This window comes from Winogradskya humida (assembly GCF_016862215.1).
GTDB lineage: Bacteria > Actinomycetota > Actinomycetes > Mycobacteriales > Micromonosporaceae > Actinoplanes > Actinoplanes humidus.
In genome coordinates this window covers 20,033-45,142 of sequence record NZ_BOMN01000125.1, presented here as the reverse complement: position 1 = coordinate 45,142, position 25,110 = coordinate 20,033, and the positions used below count along the sequence as shown (strand labels likewise).

Sequence of the window (25,110 nt, the reverse complement as noted above, 5' to 3'; positions counted from 1 at the left end):
ACAATCGTTTCAAGGAGTCGGAATGCGTCACACGGAAACTGTCGAATACGCTCCCTCATTCGCCCAGCGCCGATTGTGGTTCCTGGACGACCTCGAGGGTGGCAGCAGCACCTCCTACGTGGCGACCCCGATGTGGCGCATCCACGGCTCGCTGGACCGCACCCGCTTCGAGCGGGCGTTCGCGACGCTGGCCGGGCGGCACGACTCGCTGCGGACCACCTTCACCGCCCGCGACGGCGCCCCCGTCGCCGTGATCGCCGGCGAGTCCGGCGTGCCGATCGAGTGGCGGGACGCCGATTCCGCCGCCATGGTGGCCCGCGAGGCACAAGCCGTCGCGCAGCAACCGTTCGACCTGGCCACCGGGCCGCTGCTGCGGGTGATCGTGTGGCGGATGTCCGAAACCGAGCACGTCCTGCTCACCGCGACGCATCACATCGTCTCCGACGGCTGGTCGATGGGCGTGATGATCCGCGAGCTGGGCACCCTCTACGACGACGGCACCCCGCCGGACCTGCCGATGACGTACGCGGACTTCGCCACCTGGCAGCGCGACGAGGTCGACGGCGACCCCGCGGAGGCCGGCTACTGGCGCGACCGGCTCGCCGGCCTGGGCCCGCTCGACCTGCCGGTGGACCACCCGCGCCCCGAGCAGCCCTCGGTGGCGGGCGCGACCTGCGAGTTCACCATCGACGCCGAGCTCACCGCCGGGCTCCGCGAGCTCGGCCAGGAGCACGGCGCCACGCTCTACATGACCCTCCTGGCCGCGTACGAGATGCTGCTCGCCCGGTGGAGCGGCGCCCCCGACTTCGGCATCGGCACCCCCGTCGCGGGACGCAGCCGCCCCGAGGTCGAGAACCTCATCGGATTCTTCGTCAACACCCTGGTCCTGCGCACCGACCTCGCGGGCGACCCGGACTTCGCGGGGCTGCTGGACGCCGTCCGCGACAACACCCTGGACGCGCTGGACCACCAGGACGTGCCCTACGAGCGCGTGGTGCACGAGCTGCGCCCGGACCGGCACGACGCCGGCGCGCCGCTGGTGCACGCGTGGTTCGCGATGCAGAACGTGCCGGGCGGCGCGGAGCACGGATCGCTGCGGTTCACCGACTTCGAGGCGGACCGGCCCAAGGCGCTGTTCGACGTGTCGCTGTTCGTCGAGCCCCGCGCCGACGACCTTGCCGCCACGGTCGTCTACCGCAGCGACCTGTTCGACCGCACCACGATCGAGTGGCTGGTCAGCCGGTTCCGTGACCTGCTCGCCGCCGTGGTCACCGACCCGTCCACCCGGCTGGGCACCCTGGAGCTGCCCGCCGCCGAGCTGGCGCTGGTGCGCGGTTTCGGCGCGGGGGACACGGCCACCCCGGGAGACCTGGTCACGGCCGTCGAACGGCAGGCGCGGCGGACCCCGGACGCCGTCGCGGTGATCGCGGGGGACACCACGCTGTCGTACGCCGGCCTCGACGCCCGCGCCGACCGGGTCGCGTCCTGGCTGCGGGCCCACGGCGCCGGAGCCGAGACCATCGTCGGCGTACGGTTCCCGCGCGGCGCCGACATGATCGTCGCCGTGCTGGGCGTGCTCAAGGCCGGAGCGGCGTACCTGCCGGTCGATCCCGCGTGGCCCGGCGAACGGGTCGACTTCGTGATCGCCGACGCCGGTGTCTCGCTGATGCTGCAGGGGACGCTGCCCGAGAAGGACGCCGAGCCGGTGGTCACCCCGGTCGCCGACCCGGAGCAGCTCGCGTACGTCATCTACACCTCCGGATCCACCGGCCGGCCCAAGGGCGTCGGCATCTCCCGCGGCTCGATCGGCGCGCACGTGCAGCGGATCCGGCGCCGGTACGCGCTGGGCCGCACCGACCGCGTGCTGCAGTTCGCGGCGCTCGCGTTCGACCAGTCCGCCGAGCAGATCTTCCCGGCGCTGACCTGCGGCGCGACGCTGGTGCTGCCGGAGCACGGGCTGGTCGCGCCGCCGGTGCTGCGCGCGTTGCTGGACCGCCACGGCGTCACCGTGGCCAACCTGCCGCCCGCCTACTTCGGGGAGCTGCTGGGTGCACTGGAGGACACCAGCTGGACGCCGGGCCCGCTGCGGCTGATGATCCTCGGCGGGGAGGCGGTCCGCCCGGCCGACCTCGCCCGCTGGTCCGGGCTCGCCCCGGATGTGGAGCTGCTCAACGCGTACGGGCCGACCGAGACGACCGTCACCGCCACTCTCCACGAGATCCCCGCCGGTGCCGGTCCGGTGGTGCCGATCGGGCGCGCGATCGGCGACCGCCGGCTGCACGTGCTCGACGGTGACCTGCGCCCGGTCCCGGCCGGGTCGGTCGGCGAGCTGTTCATCGGCGGCGGCCACCTGGCCCGCGGCTACCTGGGCCGTCCCGCGCTGACAGCCGACCGGTTCGTGCCCGACCCGTTGACCCCCGGTTCCCGCCTGTACGCCACCGGCGACCTCGTGCGCTGGCGCGGCGACGGCACCCTGGAATTCCGGGGCCGCCGCGACGGGCAGGTCAAGGTGCGCGGCTTCCGGGTCGAGCTGGGCGAGGTGGAGACCCGGCTGCGTGAACACCCCGGCGTCCGCGACGCCGCGGTGATCCTTTGGCGCGACCGGCTCGTGGCGTACCTCGCGGGCTCCGGCCCGGACCGGGACTGGCTCGCCGGGCGGCTGCCGGAATACCTGATCCCGGCCGTGTTCGTGCCGATGGACGAGCTGCCCCGGACCGTCGGCGGCAAGCTGGACCCGGCGCGGCTGCCCGACCCGGACGGCCACCGCCCCGAACCGGCCACCGGTTTCGTCGCCCCGCGCGACGCCACCGAGCAGGCGTTCGCCCGGGTGTGGTGCGAGGTGCTGCAGCTCGACCGGGTCGGCGTGCACGACAACTTCTTCGACCTCGGCGGGCACTCGCTGCTCGTCACCATCGCCGCCGCGCGCCTGACCAAGGCCCTGAACCGGCCCGTGGACGTACGCGGATTCTTCGAGCACCCCACGATCGCCGAGCTCGCCGCGGCCCTGCCCGCCGACGCACCAGCCTCCCGGACGACGATCGACCGGCTCGTGCGTACGGGTGACTTCCCGCTGTCGTTCGCGCAGGACCGCATGTGGTTCCTGAACCGGATGGACCCGGAGTCGCCCGACTACATGGCGGCCCTGGCCTGGCGGGTCGACGGACCCCTGGACAAGGCCCGCCTCGACCGGGCGCTGCGCCGCCTTGCCGACCGGCACGAGTCCCTGCGCACCACGTTCCCGGTCATGGAGTCGCGGCCCGTGCAAAGGGTCTCGGCGACCTCGGAGATCACGAGCGACTGGCGCGAGGCCGACGACCGGGACGACGCGGCCCGCCGCGCGGCGCAGGAACTGCACGTGCCGTTCGACCTGAGCCGCGGCCCGCTGTTCAGGGCGCTGGTGTGGCGGGCCGGCGACGACGACCACCTGCTCGTTCTCGCCATGCACCACATCGTCTCGGACGGCTGGTCGATGGGCGTACTCGTCCGCGATCTCGGCGCGCTCTACGACGGCGACACCCTCGCCGACCTGCCGGTGCAGTACGCGGACTACGCGGGCTGGCAGCGCCGCGAGGCGGGAGCCGACAGCGGCCTGGACTACTGGCGCGATCGCCTCGCCGACCTGCCCGCGCTGCGGCTGCCCATCGACCGGCCGCGCCCCGAGCAGCCGTCCTGGTCCGGTGACACCTGCGGGTTCACCCTCGACCCGGAGCTCGTCACGGGGCTGGAACGCCTCGGCAGGGAGCACGGCGCGACGCTGTACATGACGCTGCTCGCCGCTTTCCAGGCGGTGCTGGGCCGGTGGAGCGGGCAGGACGACTTCGCCGTCGGCGTGCCGGTGGCAGGGAGAACCCGCCCCGAGGTGGAGAACGTCGTGGGCTTCTTCGTCAACACGCTGGTCATGCGGGCCGGGCTCGGCGGCGACCCGTCGTTCGGCGAGCTGCTGACCCGGGTACGTGATCACGCGCTGGACGCGTACGCCCATCAGGACGTGCCGTTCGAACGGGTCGTGGAGGAGCTGCGGCCGGAGCGCGAGCCGGGGCGTACCCCGCTGTTCGACGTGCTCTTCGACCTCGAGGTCCGGTCCGTCGGCGCACCCCGGCTCGGCGCCGCGCGGCTGCGGCCCGCCGAGATCCCGTTCGACGTGACCAAGTTCGACCTGATGGTCACGTTCACCACCGACCCCGGTGCGGCGGGCGGCTTCGTGCAGTTCCGCACTGACCTGTTCGACCCCACGACCGTCCGGGCGCTCATCGAACGCTGCCGCCGGACCCTCACCGACGTCGTCCGCGACCCGTCGGTCCGCTTGTCACAGCTCGACCTGCCCGCCGGGGAAAACGATCTCCTGAGCAACTACGGCGCAGGCGAGGACAGCGCCACCGCAAACGACGTGGTCGAGGCGTTCACCCGTCAAGCCGCCCTCACCCCTGAGTCCGTCGCGGTGCGCAGTGGAAACCTGACGGTGTCTTACGCCGACCTCGCCGCGCGTTCCGATGGCGTAGCGGTCTGGCTGCAAAAGCAAGGCATGCGGAACGAGTCCACAGTGGGCGTCCGGTTCCCGCGCGGTATCGACATGGTGATCGCCGTGCTCGGTGTGCTGAAGGCCGGCGCCGCCTACGTACCCATCGACCCGTCCTGGCCCGCCGAGCGCGTCGACCTGGTGACCGCCGACGCGGGGCTCACCCTCACGTTGCAGGACACGCTGCCGTCGTCCCAAGGCTTTTTGAGAGAAGGATCCGACCCGGAGCAGCTCGCGTACGTCATCTACACCTCGGGATCCACCGGCCGGCCCAAGGGCGTCGGGGTGTCCCGGGGCGCGATGAGCGCGCACGCCGAGCGGATGCGCCGCCGGTTCGCGCTGACCGCCGCCGACCGGGTGCTGCAGTTCGCCGCGCTCGCGTTCGACGCGTCCGTCGAGCAGATCTTCCCCGTCCTCACCTGCGGCGGCTCCCTGGTGCTGCCCGGTCACGGCCTCATCGACCCGGCGGAGCTGGTCGCCGACGTGGACCGGCACGGCGTGACCGTGATGGAGCTGGTCCCCGCGTACCTGACCGAGCTCCTCGCCGATTCCACCGCGCGGGACCTGTCGACACTGCGGCTGCTGGTGCTCGGCGGCGACGCGGTCCGGCCCGCCGACCTGACCCGCTGGAACGAGCTGCACCCCGGCGCGGCGGTCGTCAACACGTACGGGCCGACCGAGGCCACCATCTCCGCGACCGCCTACGACGTACCCGCCGGTGTGTCCGGCCCGGTGGTGCCGATCGGCCGCGCGCTCGGCGACCGCGACCTGAAGGTCCTCGACCAGAACCTGAGGCCGGTGCCCGTCGGCACGGTCGGCGAGCTGTTCATCGGTGGCAGCCTCCTCGCCCGCGGCTATCTCGGCGCCCCCGGCCTGACCGCCGACCGGTTCCTCCCCGACCCTGCCGAACCCGGCGCACGGATGTACCGCAGCGGGGACCTGGTGCGCTGGAACACCGCGGGACAGCTGGAGTTCCGGGGCCGCCGCGACGACCAGGTGAAGATCCGCGGGTTCCGGGTCGAGCCGGACGAGGTCGAGGCCCGGCTGCGCGAACACCCGGACGTGCGTGACGTCGCGGTGCTTGCCGAGCAGGACCGGCTCGTCGCGTACGTCGCCGGCCGCGCACCGGCCCGCGAATGGCTCGCCGAACGGCTGCCCGCGTACCTGGTACCCGCCGTCACGATCCTCGTCGACGAGCTGCCGCGTACGGTCGGCGGGAAGCTCGATCCGGCCCGCCTGCCCAGCCCGGACGGCCACCGCGCGGACCTGGCCGCCTACGAGCCGCCGCGTACGCCCGCCGAGGAGACCGTCGCCGCGGTGTGGCGCGAGGTGCTGCGCACCGACCGGATCGGGGTGCACGACAACTTCTTCGACCTGGGTGGCCATTCGCTGCTCGCGACCCGGGTCACCGTACGGCTGCGGGCGGCCTTCGGCTGCGACGTCGGCCTGCGGACCCTGTTCGAACGACCCACCGTGGCCCGGCTCGCCGCCGCGGTCGAGGAGGAACTCGTGCGCGAGATCGCTGCCATGACCGACGAGGACGTCGCCCGCGCGATGGGGGGCCAGGCGTGAAGACCATCCATGAGCTGATCGAGGCGCAGGCCAGGCGCACCCCGGACGCGATTGCCCTGGAATTCGACGGTACGCAGCTGACGTACCGGGAGATGGACCTGCGCGCCAACCGCCTGGCGAACGCGCTGCGCCGCCGTGGGGCCGGTCCCGAGACGGTGGTCGCGTTCGCAGCGCAACGTTCCCTGGACCTCGTCGTCGGGCTGATCGGCATCCTCAAGAGCGGGGCAGCGTACCTCCCGCTGGATCTCGAACTGCCGACCGACCGGCTGAGCTACATGACGGAATCCGCCGGCGCGGTGGCGCTGCTCCGCGGCCCCGGCATGGACCGCGACCTGGGCCTGCCCGGCCTCACCGAGCTGACCACGGCGGACACGGCCGACGAGCCGGACGTGCTGGAACCGGCCGTGCTGAGCGACCGCAACACCGCGTACGTCATGTTCACGTCCGGCTCGACCGGGCTGCCCAAGGGCGTGGTGGTCGAGCACCGCGGCGTCGTCAACCGGCTGCGCTGGGGTCAGAACGAGTACGGCATGACCCCCGACGAACGGGTGGTGCAGAAGACGCCGTACGCGTTCGACGTCTCGGTCTACGAACTGTTCTGGCCGCTCATCGCCGGCGCCCGGCTCGTGATCGCCCGCCCCGGTGGCCACCGCGACAGCCGCTACCTCCTCGACCTCATCCGCTCCCGCGAGATCACCACCGTGCACTTCATCCCGACCATGCTGGCGATGTTCACCGGCGAGCCCGGCGTCGAGCGGTGCCACAGCCTGCGCCGCGTGATGACCAGCGGCGAGGCCCTGCCGGTCGACCTGGCCGAGCGGCTGATGCGGCTGCTGCCCGACGTGGACCTGCACAACCTCTACGGTCCGACCGAGGCGTCGATCGAGGTCAGCGCCTGGCACTGCGAGCCCGGCTGGACCGGCCCGCGCGTCCCGATCGGGTCCGCCGTCGCGAACACCCAGCTGCACATCCTCGACGACGAGCTGCGGCCCGCCGAACGCTCCGGCGAGCTGTACCTGGCGGGCGTCCAGCTGGCCCGTGGCTATCTCGGCCGGCCCGGGCTCACCGCGGACCGGTTCCGGCCCGACCCCTACGGCGAGCCCGGCACCCGGATGTACGCGTCCGGCGACCTGTCCGCCTGGCACAGCCCCGGGGTGGTCGACTGCCTGGGCCGCGTCGACGAGCAGCTCAAGCTCGGCGGCAACCGGGTCGAGCCCGGCGAGATCCAGGCCGTTCTCGGCGAGCAGCCCGGGGTCCGTGCCGCGGTCGTCGTGGCGGCCGGGTCCGCTGCCGAGGTGCGCCTCATCGCGTACGTCGTCGGCGCGGGCCTCGACCTGAACGAGCTGCGGGACCGCCTCGCCGACCGGCTGCCCTCCTACATGATCCCGTCGACGTTCGTGGCGCTGGACGAGCTGCCGCTGACCCCGAACGGCAAACTGGACCGTAAGGCGCTGCCCGCCCCGCAACGCCCCGAGATCGCCACCGCCTACCGCGCACCACAGACGCCGGCGCAGGAACGGATCGCCGCGGTGTACGCGTCGGTGCTCGGCATCGGCGCGGTCGGGATCGACGACACGTTCTTCGAGCTGGGTGGCCATTCGCTGCTCGCCGTGCGCCTGATCGCCCGGCTGCGCGAGGAGGTGGGCGTCGACCTCACCGTCCGCGAGCTGTTCGACGGCCTGACCGTGGAGACGCTCGCTACCAGGGCTGCGCCGGTTGCCGCTGCCGCCGAGGTGGTGGAGGGCGCTGGTCCGCGTACCTCCTCCGGTCAGGATCGGTTGCTGTTTCTGCAGCACCTCGAGCCGGACAGCCCCGCCTACGTGATCCCGGTGGCCTGGCGGATCGAGGGGCGGCTCGACGAGACCGGCCTGCGGCGCGCGCTGGAACGGCTCGCCGCCCGGCATGACGCGCTGCGCACCCGCTTCCCGGTCGTCGCCGGGCAGGTCGAGCCGGTCGTCGAGGAGACCCCCGCGGTGGACCTGCGCCGCGCCGACCACGACGAGTGGACCGGCGAGCTGGCCACTGACGAGCTGCGCCGCCCGTTCGCCCTGGCCGCCGGGCCGCTGTGGCGAGCCGTGCTGTTCCGTCTGCCGGAGCACGACGTGTTGTTGTTGGTGCTGCATCACGTGGTCGCGGACGGCTGGTCGCTCGGCCTGATCGCCCAGGAACTCGGCAACCTCTACGCCGGCGTGCTCACCCCCGCTCCCGCCTCCTCCTACCAGGACTTCGTGGCGTGGCAGCGCGCCGAACTCACCCCGGAGCGCGAGGAGCGGGAGCTGGCGCACTGGCGTGGCGTGCTGGGCGGCGTACCCGCGCTGGAACTGCCCACCGACAGGCAGCGGCCCACCGTGCTCGGCAGCGCCGGCGCCACCCACCGCTTCGAGCTGCCCGCCGACGTGGTCCCGGCGCTGACCCGGATCGCCCAGGAACACGCCACCACCGTCCACACCGTGCTGCTCGCGGCGTTCCAGGTGCTGCTCGGCCGGTGGAGCGGCCAGCAGGACTTCGCCATCGGTACGCCCGCCGCGGGCCGGTCGCGCCCCGAGACCGAGGACGTCGTCGGCTTCTTCGTCAACACGCTCGCGATCCGGGCCGACCTGACGGGTAACCCGGCGCGCGGCGAGCTGATCGACCGGGTCCGCGAGGCTGTGCTCACCGCGCAGGAGCACCAGGATCTGCCGTTCGAGCGGGTGGTCGAGGATCTGCGGCCGGTACGCGATGCGAGCCGTACGCCTGTCTTCCAGGCGATGTTCGCCCTGCGTGACACGGGGGAGACCGCGCTGCGGCTGCCCGGGACGACTGTGACCGAGGTGCCGGTCGGCTGGCGCACCGCGAAGTGTGATCTCACGCTGTTCATCGATCGCGGCCCGGACGGCACGCTCTCGGGCCTCTTCGAGTACGCCACCGACCTGTTCGACGACTCCACGGTGGAGCGGCTCGCCGACGGCTTCCGGCGCCTGCTCGACGGAGAGGAAGCTCTCGGCGCCGGCGACCGCGACCGCTTGCTGAGCCTCGGCACGGCGGACCGGCCGCGGCTACCCGAGCTCTGCCTGCACCAGCTCGTCACAGGCGACGGCCCGGCGATCGTCGACGGCGAGCGCGTCTGGTCGTATGCCGGGATGCTCGAGCGGGCGCACCGGCTCGCCGCGCACCTTCGCGGCCTCGGCGTCGGGCCGGAGACGGTGGTCGCGGTGAGCCTGCCGCGCTCGGCGGAGCTTGTCGTCGCGCAGCTCGCGGTGCTCGAGGCCGGTGGCGCGTACCTGCCGCTGGACACCGCGCAGCCGGCCGCGCGTACCCGGATCATGATGACCGACTGCAACGCCGACCTGCTCATCACCGTGGAAGGCCGCGCCGACGGCTGCCGGATCGTCGACCCCACGGCCGAATATCCCGCTGCGGCGGCGTTCGACGCAGGCGTGCACCCGGACAACCTCGCGTACATCGTCTACACCTCCGGCTCGACCGGCCGACCCAAGGGCATCGGCATCACCCACCGGGCAGCGGTCCGGACCGTGCGCGAGGGCGGATACGCGGACCTCGGCCCCGGCGACCGGGTCGCCTTCGCCGCCAACCCGGTCTTCGACGCCGCCGCGTTCGAGCTGTGGGCGCCCCTGGTCGCCGGCGCCACCGTCGTCGTCACCCCGCCCGACGTGGTGCTGTCACCCGCCGCGCTCACCGCACACCTCGCCCGCCACGGGATCACCACGCTGTTCCTCACCACCGCCCTGTTCAACCAGGTGGTCCGGGAGCGCCCCGACGCGTTCGACAGCCTGCGCCACGTCCTGTTCGGTGGCGAGGCCGCCGACCCGACCGCGGTGAACGCCATCGCCCACCGCGCCCGTGCCGGCGCCCTCCTGCACATGTACGGCCCCTCCGAAGCAGCGACGTTCGCCACCTGGCAGCCGGTCACCGACCCCGCGGCGCAGGAGCCGAGCGAGCAGCCGGTCACCGACCCCGCGGCGCAGGAGCCGAGCGAGCGGCCGGTCACCGACCACGTGGCGCGGGTGCCGATCGGGCGGCCGCTGGCCAACACGACCGCCTACGTGGTCGATGATCAATTGCGACTGGTGCCTGAAGGCGTGACCGGTGAGCTGCTGCTCGGCGGCCCCGGCCTGGCCCGCGGCTACCTCGGCGCGGCGGCCCGCACCGCTTCGTCCTTCGTGCCCGACCCCTTCGGCGAGCCCGGCGGCCGGCTCTACCGCACCGGCGACCTGGTCCGCTGGAACAGGACGGGAGCCCTCGAGTTCATCGGCCGCGCCGACGGCCAGGTGAAGATCCGCGGCTTCCGCGTGGAGCTCGGCGAGATCGAAGCGGCAATCCGCCGCCACCCCGCCGTCCGCGACGCCGTCGTCGTGGCCCGCCCGGACCGCGCCGGCACCCTCTCCCTGGCCGCATACGCCATAGCCGACCAGGAGCCCGGTGACCTGCGCGGCTTCGTGGCCCAGCAGCTCCCCGCGTACATGGTGCCCGCCACCGTCCAGATCCTCGCCGCCCTCCCGATCACCGCCAACGGCAAGGTCGACCGCGCGGCACTACCCGAGCCCACACCCACGCCGACCAAGAACCGCCGGGCCCCCGGAACCCCGATGGAACACGCCGTGGCCGAGGTCTGGGCGGACGTCCTGGGCATCCCCGAACCCGGCACCGACGACGACTTCTTCGACCTCGGCGGCCACTCGCTGCTCGCCATCCGCGTGGTCAGCGCCATCGCCGCCCGCACCGGCCGGGAGATCTCGTTCCGCGACCTCTTCGCCACCCGGACGGTCGCCGCGCTCGCCCGGCTCCTCGACGACGCATCCCCGGTGACCGGTGAGATCGTCCGCGGCACCGCGACGACCGGGCTGCCGGTCACCTCGGGCCAGGCGCGGCTGGTGTTCCTGGACCGCCTGGAGGACGCCGGGGCGGCGTACATCATCCCGGTGGCCTGGCACCTCACCGGCCCGCTCGACCCTGCCCGCCTCGCCACCGCGCTCGACATCCTGGTGGCCCGGCACGACGCGCTGCGTACCCGCTTCACGCTCACCGACGGCGAGGTGCGCCAGGACCTCGAACCCGGCTGGACCGGCCTGACCCGGCACACCGCGCCCACCCTCGCCGAAGCAGTGCAGGCAGCCGAGAACGCTGCCAGGACGCCGTTCGACCTGACCGCGGGCAACCTCTTCCGGGCCGTCCTCTGGCAGGTACGCGACGACGAGCACGTCCTGCTCCTCGCGATGCACCACAGCGTCGCCGACGGCTGGTCCCTCGGCGTCCTCATCAACGACCTCCAGGCCCTCTACGGCGGCGCGGACCTCCCGGCCCCGCCCGTCCGCTACGCCGACTACGCCGCGTGGCAGGCCGGCGAGCTGACCGGGGACCGTGCGACGGCGGACCTGGACTACTGGCGCGACCGGCTCGCCGCACTGCCCGACCTGGAGCTCCCCGCCGACCACCCGCGGCCCGCGCGCCGCACCGGCGAGGGTGGCACCTGCGAGTTCACCGTCGCCCCCGAGGTGGCGGCCGGGCTGGAGAAGCTGGGCCGGGAGCACGGCGCGACGCTCTACATGACGCTGCTCGCGGGGTTCCAGGCGCTGCTCGGGCGCTGGACCGGGCAGGACGACTTCGGGGTCGGCACGCCGGTCGCGGGCCGGGGCCGGGCGGAGATCCGCGACGTCGTCGGGTTCTTCCTGGACACGCTGGTGATGCGGGCCGATCTCGGTGGCGACCCCGCGTTCGGGGAGCTGCTCGACCGGGTGCGTGACCGGGCGCTGGACGCGTACCGTCATCAGGCGGTGCCCTTCGGGAAGCTGGTCGAGGCCCTGCACCCGGACCGCGACCTGGCCCGGTCGCCGCTGTTCCAGACGATGTTCACGTTCAACGACTGGACCCTGGGCGAGCTGGATCTCGGATCCGCCACCGGGCCGGCGGTGCCGCTGGACCGCCGTGCCGCGAAGCTGGACCTGACCCTCGAAATGGTGCACGGCCCGGACGGGCTCGCCGGGAGCCTCGACTACAGCACCGACATCCTCGACACCGCGACGGCCGAGCGGATGGCCGGCGCCTACCGGCAGCTGCTCGCCGTGATCGTGGACCACCCCGCGACCCGGCTGGGTGACCTGTTCCCGAGCGCTGTCACGGCATCACCCCCGCGACAGTCCACCCTGCTCCTGGACACGCTCACCGAGCAGGTCCGGCTCACCCCGCACGCCACCGCGGTGATCGCCGCCGACGCGACCCTCACCTACGCCGAGCTCGACGGACGCGCCAACCAGCTCGGGCACTACCTGCTCGCGCACGGCGCAGGACCGGAGTGCCGGGTCGGGCTGCGGCTGCCCCGCGGCGCGGACACGCTGGTCGCGGTGCTGGGGATCTGGAAGGCCGGCGCGGCGTTCGTCGCCCTCGACCCGGACCTGCCGGCCCGGCGGATCGCCGAGCTGCGCGAGGACTCCGACGCCCAGCTCCTGGTCACCCCCCGAACAATGACAAGCCTTGAGGGGTACGCCCAGAGCGCCCCCACCGTGGACATCCGCCCCGATCACCTCGCCTACGTCACGTACACCTCCGGCTCGACCGGTCGCCCGAAAGGAGTGCTGACCGACTTCGGCAACGTGGCGGCGTACCTGGAGACGATCCTGAAGCATTACCGCCTCGGCGGCGCGGACGTCGTCCTGCAACGGGCCACCCCGTCGTTCGACGCGTTCCTGCGGGACTGCGTCGGGCCGCTGACCGTCGGCGCCACCGTGCTGATGGCTGAGCAGTCCGATCTGTCCACGCTCGGCACCGACCTCGCCGGGCGACCCGCGCCGACGGCGATCCTCAGCATCGTGCCGTCGCTGCTGCACCACCTGCTCGACGGCGGCGACCTCACCGCCGGCCAGCTGCCCGGCCTGCGCCTGCTGACGGTGAGCGGCGAGGCCTGCACGCCCGGCCTGCTCACCAAGCTCCACCGGGCGCTGCCGGGCCTGCGGCGGGTCGTCAACCAGTACGGCCCGACCGAGGCCACCATCACGACCACGGTCCACGACCTCGACCCGGCGGCGGAGCACGACCGGGTGCCGATCGGCCGCCCGATGCCCGGCACGACCGTGCAGATCCTCGATCGGGGGATGCGGCCGGTCCCGGCCGGCGTGTTCGGCGAGATCTTCATCGGCGGTGCCGGGGTCGCCCGCGGCTACCAGAACCGTCCCGGGGCGACCGCCGCGTCCTTCGTGCCCGCCCCGGACGGCACCCGCCTCTACCGCACCGGAGACGCCGCCCGCTGTCTTGCGGATGGCACCCTGGAGTTCCGGGGCCGGCTCGACCGGCAGGTCAAGGTGCGCGGGGTCCGCGTCGAGCCCGCCGAGGTGGAGGCGGCGCTCGCGGCCTGCCCCGGGGTCGGGGGCGCCGCGGTGCTCGCCCGCCCCGACGGTGCCGGTGGATGGAAACTCGCCGGGTACGCCCAGGCCGGCCCCGGGCTCACCACCGCCGCCCTGCGCGCCCATCTCGAGGAGCGGCTGCCCCACGCGATGGTGCCCGCCGACCTGCTCGTGGCGCCCGAGTTGCCGCTGCTGGGCAACGGGAAGGTCGACCGGGCCGCGCTGCCCGAGATCGCCGCCGCGGCACCGGCCCGCGAGTACGTCGCGCCGCGCACCACGACCGAGAAGGTCCTCGCCGAGGTGTGGGAGGACCTGCTCGACCGGGGCGACCTCGGCGTCGACGACGACTTCTTCGCGCTCGGCGGCCACTCGCTCACCGCGCTCCGGGTCATCTCCCGGCTGCGCGACCGCATCGGCGTACGCCTCACGCTGCGCGCCTTCTTCGAGGCCCGCACGATCGCCAGGCTCGCCCGGAAGCTGGAGGAAATCGCATGACCGTCCTCACCACCGCGCAACGCGAGCTGCTCAGCAGGCGGCTGGCCGGACGCATCGAGCCGCAGTCACCCGCGCAGCCGATGACCCGGGGCACGGCCACCCGCGGGCTTCCCGTCTCGTTCGGCCAGGCCCGGCTGATGTTCCTCGACCGCCTCGAGGGTTCCGGGCCCGCGTACACCGTCCCGGTCGCGTGGCGGCTCACCGGCGCGCTGGACCTCGACCGGCTGTCCGCCGCGTTCGACACCCTGGTCGCCCGGCACGACGTACTGCGGACCCGGTTCTCCCTGGAGGACGGCGAGGTGCGCCAGGACATCGACCCCGGCTGGTACGGCATCACCGTCGCCGACCTGTCGGACCGCCCGGACACCGTCGGCGAGCTCGCCGCGGCGCAGGCCCGGCTCCCGTTCGACCTGTCCGCAGGCCCGCTGTTCCGGGTCGTGGTCTGGCGGCTCGGCGCCGGCGAGCACGTTGTGCAGGTCAGCGTCCACCACATCGTCGCGGACGGCTGGTCGATGGGCGTTCTGGTCCGCGAGATCGAGGCCCTCTACGCCGGCGAGGAGCTCGCGGAGCTGCCGGTGCGCTACGCCGACTTCGCCGCGTGGCAGCGCCGGGAGCTGACCGGTGACCGGCTCGCCGGGGACCTCGGCTACTGGCGGGACCGGCTCACCGGGGTGCCGGCCCTCGATCTGCCCGCCGACCGGTCCGGGGCACCCGGCAGCTCGTGGGCCGGCGGGGCGCAGGAGTTCACCCTCGACGCGGAGCTGCTCGCCGGGCTGGAACGCGTCGGCCGGGCGCACGGCGCGACGCTCTACATGACGCTGGCCGCCGCGTACCAGGTGCTGCTGGCCCGGCTCAGCGGCCAGCACGACTTCGGCATCGGCACCCCCGTCGCGGGACGCGACCGGCCCGAGGTGGAGAACCTGATCGGGTTCTTCGTCAACACCCTCGTCCTGCGCGCGGACCTGTCTGGCGATCCGTCGTTCGGTGAGCTGCTCGGCCGGGTACGCGACGACGCGCTCGGGGCCTACGAGCACCAGGACGTCCCGTACGAGCAGGTCATCAACGCCCTGCGCCCCGGCCGTGACCCGTCGCAGCCGCCGTTCCGGACCATGTTCAGCCTCGACGACGACACCGACGACCGCCCGGTGCGCCTCGGTGACGTGCTCGGCGAGCGGTTCGACCTGGACCTGGACGCCGTCAAGTTCGACCTGATCCTGCAGGTCGCGCGGCGCGCCGGTGGGCTGGCAGGCGCGTTCTTCCACAAGGCGGGGCTGTGGCGGCCGGAGACCGTCGCCCGCTGGGTGGCGCAGTACCGGCTGCTGCTGGAGCAGGTCGCCACCCGGCCCGACGCGCCACTGTCCATGCTGGAGCTGCCCGCCGCCGAGGAGCGGCAGCTCGCGGGCTGGACCGAGGTGCCGCGTTCCTACCCGTCGGCGGACATGCTGCACCAGCGCTTCGAGCGCCACGCCGCCGCCCACCCCGACGCTGTCGCCGTCACCGCGGGCGCTGATCGGGTTTCCTATGCAGAGCTGAACCGCCGCGCCAACCGGCTCGCGTACCGGCTGCGTCTCGCCGGAGTGGGACCGGAAACGATCGTCGGCCTGTGTGTCAGCCGGGACGTCGACCTCGCCGTCGGGGTGCTCGGCATCCTCAAGGCGGGTGGCGCGTACCTGCCGCTCGACCCGGAGCACCCGCGGGAACGCCTCGAATACATGGTCGGGGACGCGGGGGTACGGCTCGCCGTGGTGTCGTCAGGCTTCGGGGACCGGGTGCCGCTCGACCCCGATGATCTGCTGCTCCTGGACGATCCGGCGATCGCGGCGGCGCCGGACGGCGATCCTGGTGCGCTCACCGGGGCGGACGGGCTCGCGTACGTCATCTACACGTCCGGGTCCACGGGCCGGCCCAAGGGCGTGTGCGTCGCGCACCGCCAGGTGATCCGGCTGCTCGACTCCTGCGACGACGCCCTGGACCTGCCCGCGGGTGGGGTGTGGAGCCTGTTCCACTCGTACGCGTTCGACTTCTCGGTGTGGGAGCTGTGGGGTGCGCTGACCCGGGGCGGCCGGGTGGTGCTGGTGGACCGGGAGACCGCGCGGGACCCGTACCGTTTCGCGGCCCTGCTCGAAGCCGAGCAGGTCTCGGTGCTGAGCCAGACCCCGGGCGCGTTCCGCAACCTGCGGGCGGCGCTGGGGGAGCGACCCTTGACCGGGCTGGGCGTACGCACGGTCGTGCTCGGCGGTGAGAAGCTCGACGTCCCCGAGCTCGACGGCTGGCTCGGCACCCCTGCGGGCGACGGCGTACTGCTCGTCAACATGTACGGCATCACCGAGACCACCGTGCACGTCACGCAGCGCCTGGTCACCGCCGCCGACCTGACCGCCGACGCGACCTCCCCGATCGGGCGCCCGCTCGGCGACCTCACCGTGCGTGTCCTGGACCGCAACCAGCGCCCGGTCCCGATCGGTGTCACCGGCGAGATGTACGTCGGCGGCGCCGGCCTGGCCCGCGGCTACCTCGGCCGCCCCGGACTGACCGCCGACCGCTTCGTGCCCGATCCGTACGCCCCCGGCGCCCGCATGTACCGCACCGGTGACCGCGCCCGCTGGACCTCCGACGGCGACCTCGAATTCCGGGGCCGCGCCGACGACCAGGTCAAGATCCGTGGTCACCGCATCGAGCTCGGCGAGGTCGAAGCGGCGCTGCTGCGGCACCCCGGCGTCGCCCAGGCCGCCGTGGTGGCCCGCGGCGAGCGTTCCGGCGAGTACCGCCTCGACGCCTACCTGGTGCTGGACGCCGCCGCCGGCCCGTCGCGCGACGAACTGCGAGCCTGGCTGCTCGGCTGGCTGCCCGAGCCGATGGTGCCCGCCGCCTTCAACGTCCTGAACCGCCTGCCGCTGACCGCGAACGGCAAGGTCGACCGGGCCGCGCTGCCCACCGGCCGGGTCGCCGCCCTCGACACCGCCCGGCGGCACGTCCCCCCGGCCACCCCGACCGAGCGGATCCTGGCCGACGTCTGGTGCGAGGCCCTCGACGCGGACCAGGTCGGCATCCTGGACCGCTTCTTCGACCTCGGCGGCGACTCGATCCTGGCGCTGCGCGTGGTCGGGCTCGCGGAACGCCGTGGCCTGCGGGTCAGCCTGCGGGACGTCTTCGCACACCAGGCGCTCGGCGACCTGGCCCGCGCGGTGGACGAGGAGGTGGACCACGGCGATCGGCACGACGGGCCGGTGGACCGGTTCTCGATGGTCACCGCGGCCGACCGGGACCGGCTGCCGGCGGGGCTCGACGACGCGTACCCGCTGACCCGGATGCAGCAGGGCATGCTGTACGAGCTGCTCGCCGACGCGGGCAAGGGCGCGTACCACAACGTCACCAGTTTCCGGGTGCAGGAGCCCGCCGGGTTCGACGCCGCGGCACTGCAGGAGGCCGTCGACGCCGTGGTCCGGCGGTACGAGATCCTGCGTACCGGCTTCGACTGGAGTGCCTACGAGGAACCGCTGCAACTCGTGCACCACGAGGCCGCACTGCCGGTCGGCGTCGACGACCTCGGCGGGCTCGACGACGACGCGCAGACCGCGGTTGTCCGCGACTACGTGCGGGCCGAGTCGGTGCACTGGTTCGAGCTGTCGGTCCCGCCGCTGATCCGGCTGCACGCCCACCGCCTCAACGCCCGCGAGTACCGGCTCACCATCACCGACTGCCACGCCGTGCTGGACGGCTGGAGCCTCACCTCGCTGATCGCCGAGATCGTCGAACGGCACCGCGCGCTGCTCACCGGCGCGGACGAGCCCGCCACCGGAGCGCCGGGGCCGCGCTTCGCCGAGTACGTGGCGCTGGAACGGGCCGCGCTCGACGACCCGGCCGCACGCTCCTACTGGGACCACATCATCGAGACGTTCCCGCCGGTACGCATCCCGCGCTCGGTGGCCGGGGACGGCGACAAGTCCACCACCGAGGCCCTGCGCGCGTTCGGCGACGAGCTGCTGAGCGGCATCGAGGAGCTCGCCACGCGGGCCGGGGTGCCGCGCAGGACGGTGCTGTTCACGGCGTACCACGTCCTGATGGGCCGGCTGGCCGGCGGTGAGGCGTACTCGACCGGGATGTCCACCAACGGCCGTCCGGAGCGCGCCGGATCGGAGGGCATGCGCGGGCTGTTCCTCAACATCGTGCCGTTCGGCGTGGAGTCGTCCGCCCCGAGCTGGACCGGTCTGCTCGCCGACGTCTTCACCGCCGAGCAGGAGCTGATGCCGCATCGCCGCTACCCCCTGGCTGAGCTGCAGAAGGGCCGCTGGGCGGGGGAGGTGCTGGTCGACACGGCGTTCAACTACGTCCACTTCCACGGCCTGGACACCGAGCACAAGCAGGAGATCGAGGAGATCGCCCGCACCAACTTCGGCCTGATGGTGACGACCGGGCCCGGCGGGGTGTCGTTCGAGGCGGACGCCGGCCGGATGTCCGCGGCGCAGGTGGAGAGCCTCGCCGACGACTTCGTGACGCTGCTCGCCGACATGGTCCGGCACCCGGACCGCCGCCCGGTGCCCGCCCTCGACGCCGACCCGGTCACCGCCCGCCCCGCCTCCCGGCACGACGACCGCAGCGTGGTGGAGATCTTCGACGGGTACGCCGCTTCGCAGCCGGACCGCGTGGCACTGCGTACCGACGAGGGCTGTCTCACGTACGCCGAGCTCCGCGAGCGTGCCGACCGGATCGCCCGCTACCTGCTCGCCGCGGGCACCGTCCCCGAGGACGTCGTGGGCCTGTGCGCCCAGCGCTCGGTCGAGCTGATCGCCGGGGTGCTCGGCATCCTCAAGGCGGGAGCGGCGTACCTGCCGCTGGACCCGCGCGACCCGAGCCGCCGCCTCGACGCCCTGATCGCCGACACCGGCGCCCGCATCGTGCTCGCCCAGCCGCAGTGGACCACAGCGGTCACGGCCGGCCACATCGTCGCGCTTGACGACAACATCGACGGACCCGCCCGGACGCTTCCCGCACCGGACGCCGACCAGGTGGCCTGCGTGCTCTACACCTCCGGCTCCACCGGCCGGCCCAAGGGCACCGCGCTCGCCCACCGCGCCCTGGCCGACTCGCTGGTCGAGCAGGAGGTGCTCGGCCTGTCCGGCGACGAGACCGTGCTGCACCTGAGCAGTTTCAGCTGGGACGCCGCGGTCTTCGAGATCTTCGGGCCGCTGCTGCACGGCGGCACCTGCGCGCTCTACCCGGACGCGCCGATCACCCCGGACGGCATCGTCGCCGCGATCGACCGGCACCACGTCACCACCGCGTTCCTCACCACCACGCTGTTCAACCTGGTCACCGAGGAACGCCTCGACGACCTCGGCGGCCTGCGCCGGATCCTGCTCGGCGGCGAGGCGGCCTCCCCGACCCACCTGCGCGACCTGCGGGCCCGCTGGCCGGAGCTGGCGATCATCAACGGGTACGGCCCGGTCGAGACGATGTTCTTCGCCACCGCCCACGAGGTGAACGACGTGCCGCAGGACGCGATCAGCGTGCCGATCGGCCGCCCCCTCGCCCGGACCGCCGTGCTGGTGCTCGACGACGAGCTGCGGCCCGTCCCGGTCGGTGTCACCGGCGAGATCCACCTCGGCGGCGACGCCGCGGCCCGTGGTTATGTCGGGCTGCCCGCGCTGACCGCGGACCGGCTGCGCCCCGACCCGGCCGGTGGTGGCCGGCGGCTCTACCGCACCGGCGACCGGGGACGCTGGCGCGCCGACGGCGAGCTCGACTTCGGCGGCCGGATCGACGGCCAGGTCAAGATCCGGGGCCGCCGCATCGAACCGGGCGAGATCGAGGCGGTGCTGTCCGGCCGCCCGGACGTGGCGATGGCCGCCGTGGTCATCCACACCTCGGGTGATGCCCGCCTGGTCGCCTATGTCGTGCCGGTCGGCGACACCCCGCCCGATGCCGCGGAACTGCGTCGTTACCTGCGCGACCGGCTGCCCGCCTACCTCGTGCCGGCGGCGTACGTCGTGATGCGGGAACTGCCGATGACCGCTAACCAGAAGCTCGACCGGAACGCGCTGCCCGCCCCGGACAGCTACGCCGATGACGACCGGCCGTACGCCGAACCGCGTACCGAAACCGAACGTCTCCTCGCCAAGCTCTGGACCGAGGCGCTCAAGCTCGACCGGGTCGGCATCAACGACGACTTCTTCGACCTGGGCGGCCACTCCCTCGCCGTCGTCCGGCTCGCCGCGCGGGCCTGCGACCAGGGCATCGCGATCGGCGTCGCGGACATCCTCGAGAACCCGACCGTCGCCTCGCTCGCCGCCGCGGTCGACCGGCGCACCGGCGGGGGACAGGAGCACACCCGCCGCGCCGGCGACGGCCTCGTGATGCTGCGCGAGGGCACCGGAGACCCCCTGTTCTGCGTGCACCCCAGCGGGGGCAGCGTCGCCTGGTACCTCCCGCTCGCGCAGCACGTCACCACGGGCCGGCCGGTCATCGGCATCCAGGCCCGGGGCATGGACGGCGGCACCGACGCGGACACCATGACGGGGCTCGCCGCGGACTATGTCCGGCAGATCCGCGCCTACCGGCCTTCAGGCCCGTACACGCTGACCGGCTGGTCGATGGGCGGCACGATCGCGCAGGAGATGGCGATCCAGCTGACCGCCGCCGGGGCCGAGGTGGCGCCGCTGCTGCTGCTCGAACCGGCCGCCCCCGACGAGGCCGGGATGTTCACCGTCACCGAGGCGCTCGACCTGCTCGACCGGGCGGTCACCATGCGGGCGGCGATCCGCGAGCTGGCCCCCGGCACCCCGGCCCGGCTGAGTCAGGAACGGGAGCTCGTGGCGACCCTGCTCGCCGCCGGCGTCAACGAGGCCGAGGCGCAGCTCGGCGCTGACTGGCCGGTCGGCATGTGGACGGCGCTGCTGCGCGCCTCCGCGACCTACCGTCCCGTCGAGTACCACGGCCCGGTGCACCTCGTGGTCACCGCGGAGGCGCTCACCGCCGGACCCGGGCGCCCGTCCGTGGTGGCTCCCGCCGGATACGCCACGTACGAGCGGGAATGCCGGCGGATGTTCCCCGGCGACCTCACCGTGCACCACCTGCCCGGCACCCACCGCAGCATGATGACCGCCCCCGAGGTGGCCGCCGTCGCCGAACTGATCGGAGAAATCGCATGATCACCGGGATTCGCGACCGTTACCTGCTGGACGATGAGCTCGTCGCCGACCCGTACCCCTACCTGGGCGAGCTGCGCGCCGCCGCACCGGTCCACTTCAGCTCCGTGCACCGCGCCTGGCTGATCACCGGGTACGAGCAGGTGGCAGCGTGCTTCCACGAGCCCGCCGTCTCCGCCGACCGGATCAGCCCGGTCATGCGGCTGACCCCGAAGCACCTCCTGACCCCCGAGGCGGCGCGCGCGTTCGAGATCATGGCGGGCTGGATGGTGTTCGTCGACCCGCCCGAGCACCGCCGGCTGCGGTCGGTGTTCAAGGGCGCGTTCGGCCCCCGCCAGGTCCGCCGGAACCGGCCCATGGTCGAGGCGGCCGTCGCGCGGCTCACGGCCCAGGCCGGTGCCGGGCGTACGGTGACCGACCTGGTCGCCGACTTCGCCCGCCCGCTGCCCGCCACGGTCGCGGCGGCCTGGATGGGCGTGCCGGTCGAGGACACCGCGATGTTCCAGCGCTGGGCGATCCGGGTCGGCGACCTCGCCCTCGGCGCGGTGCAGTCGCCGGAGGACGACGAACGCTCCCAGCAGGCACTGCTCGACCTCTTCGGCTATCTCAAGCGACTCGTCGCCGAACGCCGCGCCGACCCGCGCGAGGACCTGATCAGCGCTGCTCTCGCCGGTGGCCTGGTCGGCGACTCCGTCAGCGACGACGAGTTCGTCGCGATGCTGACCCACATCGCGTTCGCCGGTGGCGAGACCACCAGCAACCTGATCGCGGTCGGCATGTGGAACCTGCTGCGCCACCCCGCCGAGCTGGACCGGCTGCGCGCCGACCCGGCGCTCGCGGGCCCGGCGGTCGAGGAGCTGCTGCGCTTCGACGGCCCGTCCAAGATGTCCATCCGGCAGGTCGGCACCGACTTCGACCTCGCCGGGCAGCACCTGCGCGCCGGCCAGCGGATGTATCTCGTGCACGCCGCCGCCAACCGCGACCCGGCCCGCTTCGAGAACCCGGACCGCCTCGACATCACCCGCAGCCCGAACCCGCACGTGGGGTTCGGTCAGGGCGCGCACTTCTGCCTCGGCGCCCCGCTCGCCCGGCTCGTCGCCGGCTCCGCGATCACCGACCTGCTCGCCGCCGCCCCCGGCATCGCGCTCGCCGGCGGCCCGCCGCGCTGGCAACCCTCGCTGCTCAACCGCAGCCTCGAGGAACTCCCGGTCCGGCTCTGAGCGCCGACCGGCCCGCACCGATCCGAAACCGTGACGACAGAAGGAGTACGGCAATGGCCACCACCGATGAGGACACCCGCACCTACCGCGTCGTGATCAACCACGAGGAGCAGTACTCGATCTGGTTCGCCGACCGCGAGATCCCGGCCGGCTGGCGCGCGACGGGCTTCGAGGGCACCAAGCCCGACTGCCTGACCCACATCGACGAGGTGTGGACCGACATGCGCCCGCTGAGCCTGCGCGAGCGGATGGCCGCGGCCGGCAACTGACCCCTGCGAGTGCGGTCCGGGCGGCCACCACGCCCGGACCGCTCCCTCTCCACGATCGAAGGTGACGGTATGAAGGTCTATTCGCACGAACGCCTGGCCCGGCTCGCGGCCGGACGGGGCATGTCCGAGGAGTACCTGCACGACCTGCGGGTGGTCTCGTCCGTGCTCCCGTTCAAGGTGAACGACTACGTGGTGAACGAGCTCATCGACTGGTCCGCCGCCCCCGACGACCCGATCTTCCGGCTCACCTTCCCGCACCGCGACATGCTCCCGGAACCCATCTTCGAGCACCTGTCGCAGCTGATGCAGAGCTCCGCCGAGCCCGCCGTCCTGCGCAAGGCGGCCCTGGACGCGCACGCGCAGCTCAACCCGAACCCCGGGGCCCAGGTGTCGGCGAACGTCCCGACCCGGCACGGCCGGCGTCTCGAAGGCGTCCAGCACAAGTACGCCGAGACGGTCCTGATCTTCCCCGCACAGGGGCAGACGTGCCACGCGTACTGCGGGTACTGCTTCCGCTGGGCCCAGTTCGTCGGCAACAGCGAGCTCAAGCAGGCCGCGCCGGACGTCGCCGAGGTGATGGCGTACGTCGCCGCCGACCCGAACGTCACCGATCTGCTCTTCACCGGCGGCGACCCCATGATCATGAGCGCCGCGGTGCTGGACCGGTGGGTGTCCCCGGCGCTGGCCCCCGAGCTGGAGCACGTCCGCACCCTGCGGTTCGGCACCAAGGCACTGTCGTACTGGCCGGCCCGCTTCACCACGGACGCCGACGCCGACGACCTGCTGCGGCTCTTTGAACGCTGCGTCGCGGCTGGTAAGCATGTTGCTGTGATGGCTCACTTCACGCATCCGCGCGAGCTGGAGACGCCGCTGGTCCGCGAGGCGATCCGGCGGATCCGGGCCACGGGCGCCGTGATCCGCGCGCAGGCCCCGGTCACCGCGCACGTCAACGATCGCGCCGAGGACTGGGCGACCCTGTGGCAGGGCCTGGTGGAGGTCGGCGCCATCCCTTACTACATGTTCGTCGAGCGGGACACCGGGGCGCAGAGCTACTTCGGCGTACCCCTCGTCAAAGCTCTTCAGGTCTACACCGACGCCGTCCGGCAGGTGTCCGGTCTCGCCCGCACCGCTCGCGGCCCTGTCATGTCCGCGGCCCCCGGCAAGGTGCTGATCGACGGCACCATGACCGTCGCCGGCACCGACGTGTTCTCCCTGCGGATGCTTCAGTCCCGCGACCCCGCCCAGGTCGGCCGGCAGTTCCTCGCCCACCTCGACCCGGGCGCCGAATGGTTCAGCGACCTGCGGCCCGCCCTCGGCTCGTGGTGGCCCCGATGACCGCCACCGACGTGCGCCCGCCGAGCCTCTGGCGCAACCGCGACTTCAACCTGCTCTGGTCCAGCCAGGTCCTGTCCGACCTGGGCAGCGCGGTGGCAAACCTGGCCCTGCCGCTGCTGGTCCTCGCCCTGACCGGCTCACCCGCGCAGGCCGGTCTCGTCGGCACGGCCGGGCTGCTCGTCACCCTCGCCTGCCGGCTGCCCGCCGGGGTGCTCGCCGACCGGCTCGACCGCCGCCGGCTCATGGTCATCTGCGACGCCGTCCGGATCGCGGCGTTCGGCGTGCTCGGCATCATGGTCGTGACCGGCACCGCGACGCTGCTCGCCATCATCGTGGTCGCCGTCATCGCCGCGGCCGCCAACGCCCTTTTCAGCACCGCCGAGCACGCCGCGATCCGCAACCTGGTGCCACCGGCACAGCTCAGCACCGCGGTGGCCCGCAACGAGGCACGGTCGTACGGAACCTCGCTCGCCGGCCCACCCCTGGGCGGCCTGCTCTTCGGCCTGTCCCGCTCCCTGCCGTTCGTGGGAAACGCGATCACCTACGTGCTGTCGCTGGTCACGATCCTGCTCATCCGCTCACCACTGCAGGAGCACCGCGAACCCACCACCGAGGACACCGGCACCGGAGCGCGCGAAGGCATCCGCTTCGTGCTCGCCAACCCGTTCCTGCGCGCCCTGCTGATCATCGCCGCGCCGCTCAACATGGCGTTCACCGGCATGATCTTCTCGCTGATCATCGCCCTGCAACGCAACGGCACCCCGTCGGTGCTGGTCGGCCTCGCCAGCACCATCTTCGGCCTGGGCGGCTTCCTCGGCGCGTTCGCCGCCCCCGCCATCCAGCGCTGGTTCCGCCTGCCCACCCTGGTCATCGTCCTGTGCTGGGCCACCGTCGCCCTGATGGTCGCCAGCACCCGCCTGACCGACAGCATTCTCGCCGCCGTCCCGCTCGCCGCCGCGGTCTTCCTCGGCCCGACCTGCAACGCCGTCCTCTTCGGATACCAGGCGGCGATCACCCCCGACCGCCTGCAGGGCAGGGTGGTCAGCGTGATCTTCCTGGCCGCCACGTCAGCGGCGGCGCTGGCTCCCGGCCTCGCGGGCCTGCTGATGGCGCACTTCGCCCCGGACCTGGCGATGCTGGTCTTCCCCCTGCTCGTCGGCGTGTCCGCCCTGGTCGCGACGTTCAGCCGCGGGATCAGATCGATGGCGTAACGCTGTGGGGTAG

At 73.1% G+C, this 25,110-nt stretch carries 7 protein-coding genes; all 7 read left to right on the top strand.

Translation table 11 applies throughout. The annotated features are described in order from the left end of the window. Nucleotides 1–22: 22 nt before the first annotated feature. Nucleotides 23–6,088 carry a non-ribosomal peptide synthetase gene (locus Ahu01nite_RS43200; RefSeq protein WP_203842583.1) on the top strand — a complete coding sequence of 2,022 codons (6,066 nt, stop codon included), beginning with the start codon at nucleotides 23–25 and terminating at the stop codon, nucleotides 6,086–6,088. Then, the gene (locus Ahu01nite_RS43195; protein ID WP_203842582.1) at nucleotides 6,085–13,917 is read left to right on the top strand and encodes a non-ribosomal peptide synthetase; all 7,833 of its coding nucleotides are present in this window, start codon (nucleotides 6,085–6,087) and stop codon (nucleotides 13,915–13,917) included. Before Ahu01nite_RS43200 ends, Ahu01nite_RS43195 begins: the two co-directional genes overlap by 4 nt. After that, on the top strand, nucleotides 13,914–21,065 hold the full coding sequence (locus Ahu01nite_RS43190) for a non-ribosomal peptide synthetase (protein WP_203842581.1): 7,152 nt from the start codon (nucleotides 13,914–13,916) through the stop codon (nucleotides 21,063–21,065). The genes Ahu01nite_RS43195 and Ahu01nite_RS43190 overlap by 4 nt, the downstream gene beginning before the upstream one ends. Beyond that, a complete protein-coding gene (locus Ahu01nite_RS43185) occupies nucleotides 21,062–22,282 on the top strand; it encodes a cytochrome P450 (protein WP_203842580.1) in 1,221 nt (406 codons plus the stop codon). Before Ahu01nite_RS43190 ends, Ahu01nite_RS43185 begins: the two co-directional genes overlap by 4 nt. Before the next feature lie 53 nt (nucleotides 22,283–22,335). Beyond that, nucleotides 22,336–22,551 carry an MbtH family protein gene (locus Ahu01nite_RS43180; RefSeq protein WP_203842579.1) on the top strand — a complete coding sequence of 72 codons (216 nt, stop codon included), beginning with the start codon at nucleotides 22,336–22,338 and terminating at the stop codon, nucleotides 22,549–22,551. Nucleotides 22,552–22,620: 69 nt separating this feature from the next. Beyond that, nucleotides 22,621–23,886, top strand: coding sequence for a KamA family radical SAM protein (locus tag Ahu01nite_RS43175; RefSeq protein WP_239159607.1), 1,266 nt, complete (start codon nucleotides 22,621–22,623; stop codon nucleotides 23,884–23,886). Further along, nucleotides 23,883–25,097: an MFS transporter gene (locus Ahu01nite_RS43170; RefSeq protein ID WP_203842578.1), complete on the top strand. Its 1,215-nt coding sequence runs from the start codon at nucleotides 23,883–23,885 to the stop codon at nucleotides 25,095–25,097. Before Ahu01nite_RS43175 ends, Ahu01nite_RS43170 begins: the two co-directional genes overlap by 4 nt. Nucleotides 25,098–25,110 lie beyond the last annotated feature (13 nt).

Coding starts and splice junctions, on each gene's coding strand:
- Ahu01nite_RS43200 (WP_203842583.1), top strand. CDS start 23: ATGCGTCACACGGAAACTGTCGAATACGCTCCCTCATTCGCCCAGCGC.
- Ahu01nite_RS43190 (WP_203842581.1), top strand. CDS start 13,914: ATGACCGTCCTCACCACCGCGCAACGCGAGCTGCTCAGCAGGCGGCTG.
- Ahu01nite_RS43185 (WP_203842580.1), top strand. CDS start 21,062: ATGATCACCGGGATTCGCGACCGTTACCTGCTGGACGATGAGCTCGTC.
- Ahu01nite_RS43180 (WP_203842579.1), top strand. CDS start 22,336: ATGGCCACCACCGATGAGGACACCCGCACCTACCGCGTCGTGATCAAC.
- Ahu01nite_RS43175 (WP_239159607.1), top strand. CDS start 22,621: ATGAAGGTCTATTCGCACGAACGCCTGGCCCGGCTCGCGGCCGGACGG.
- Ahu01nite_RS43170 (WP_203842578.1), top strand. CDS start 23,883: ATGACCGCCACCGACGTGCGCCCGCCGAGCCTCTGGCGCAACCGCGAC.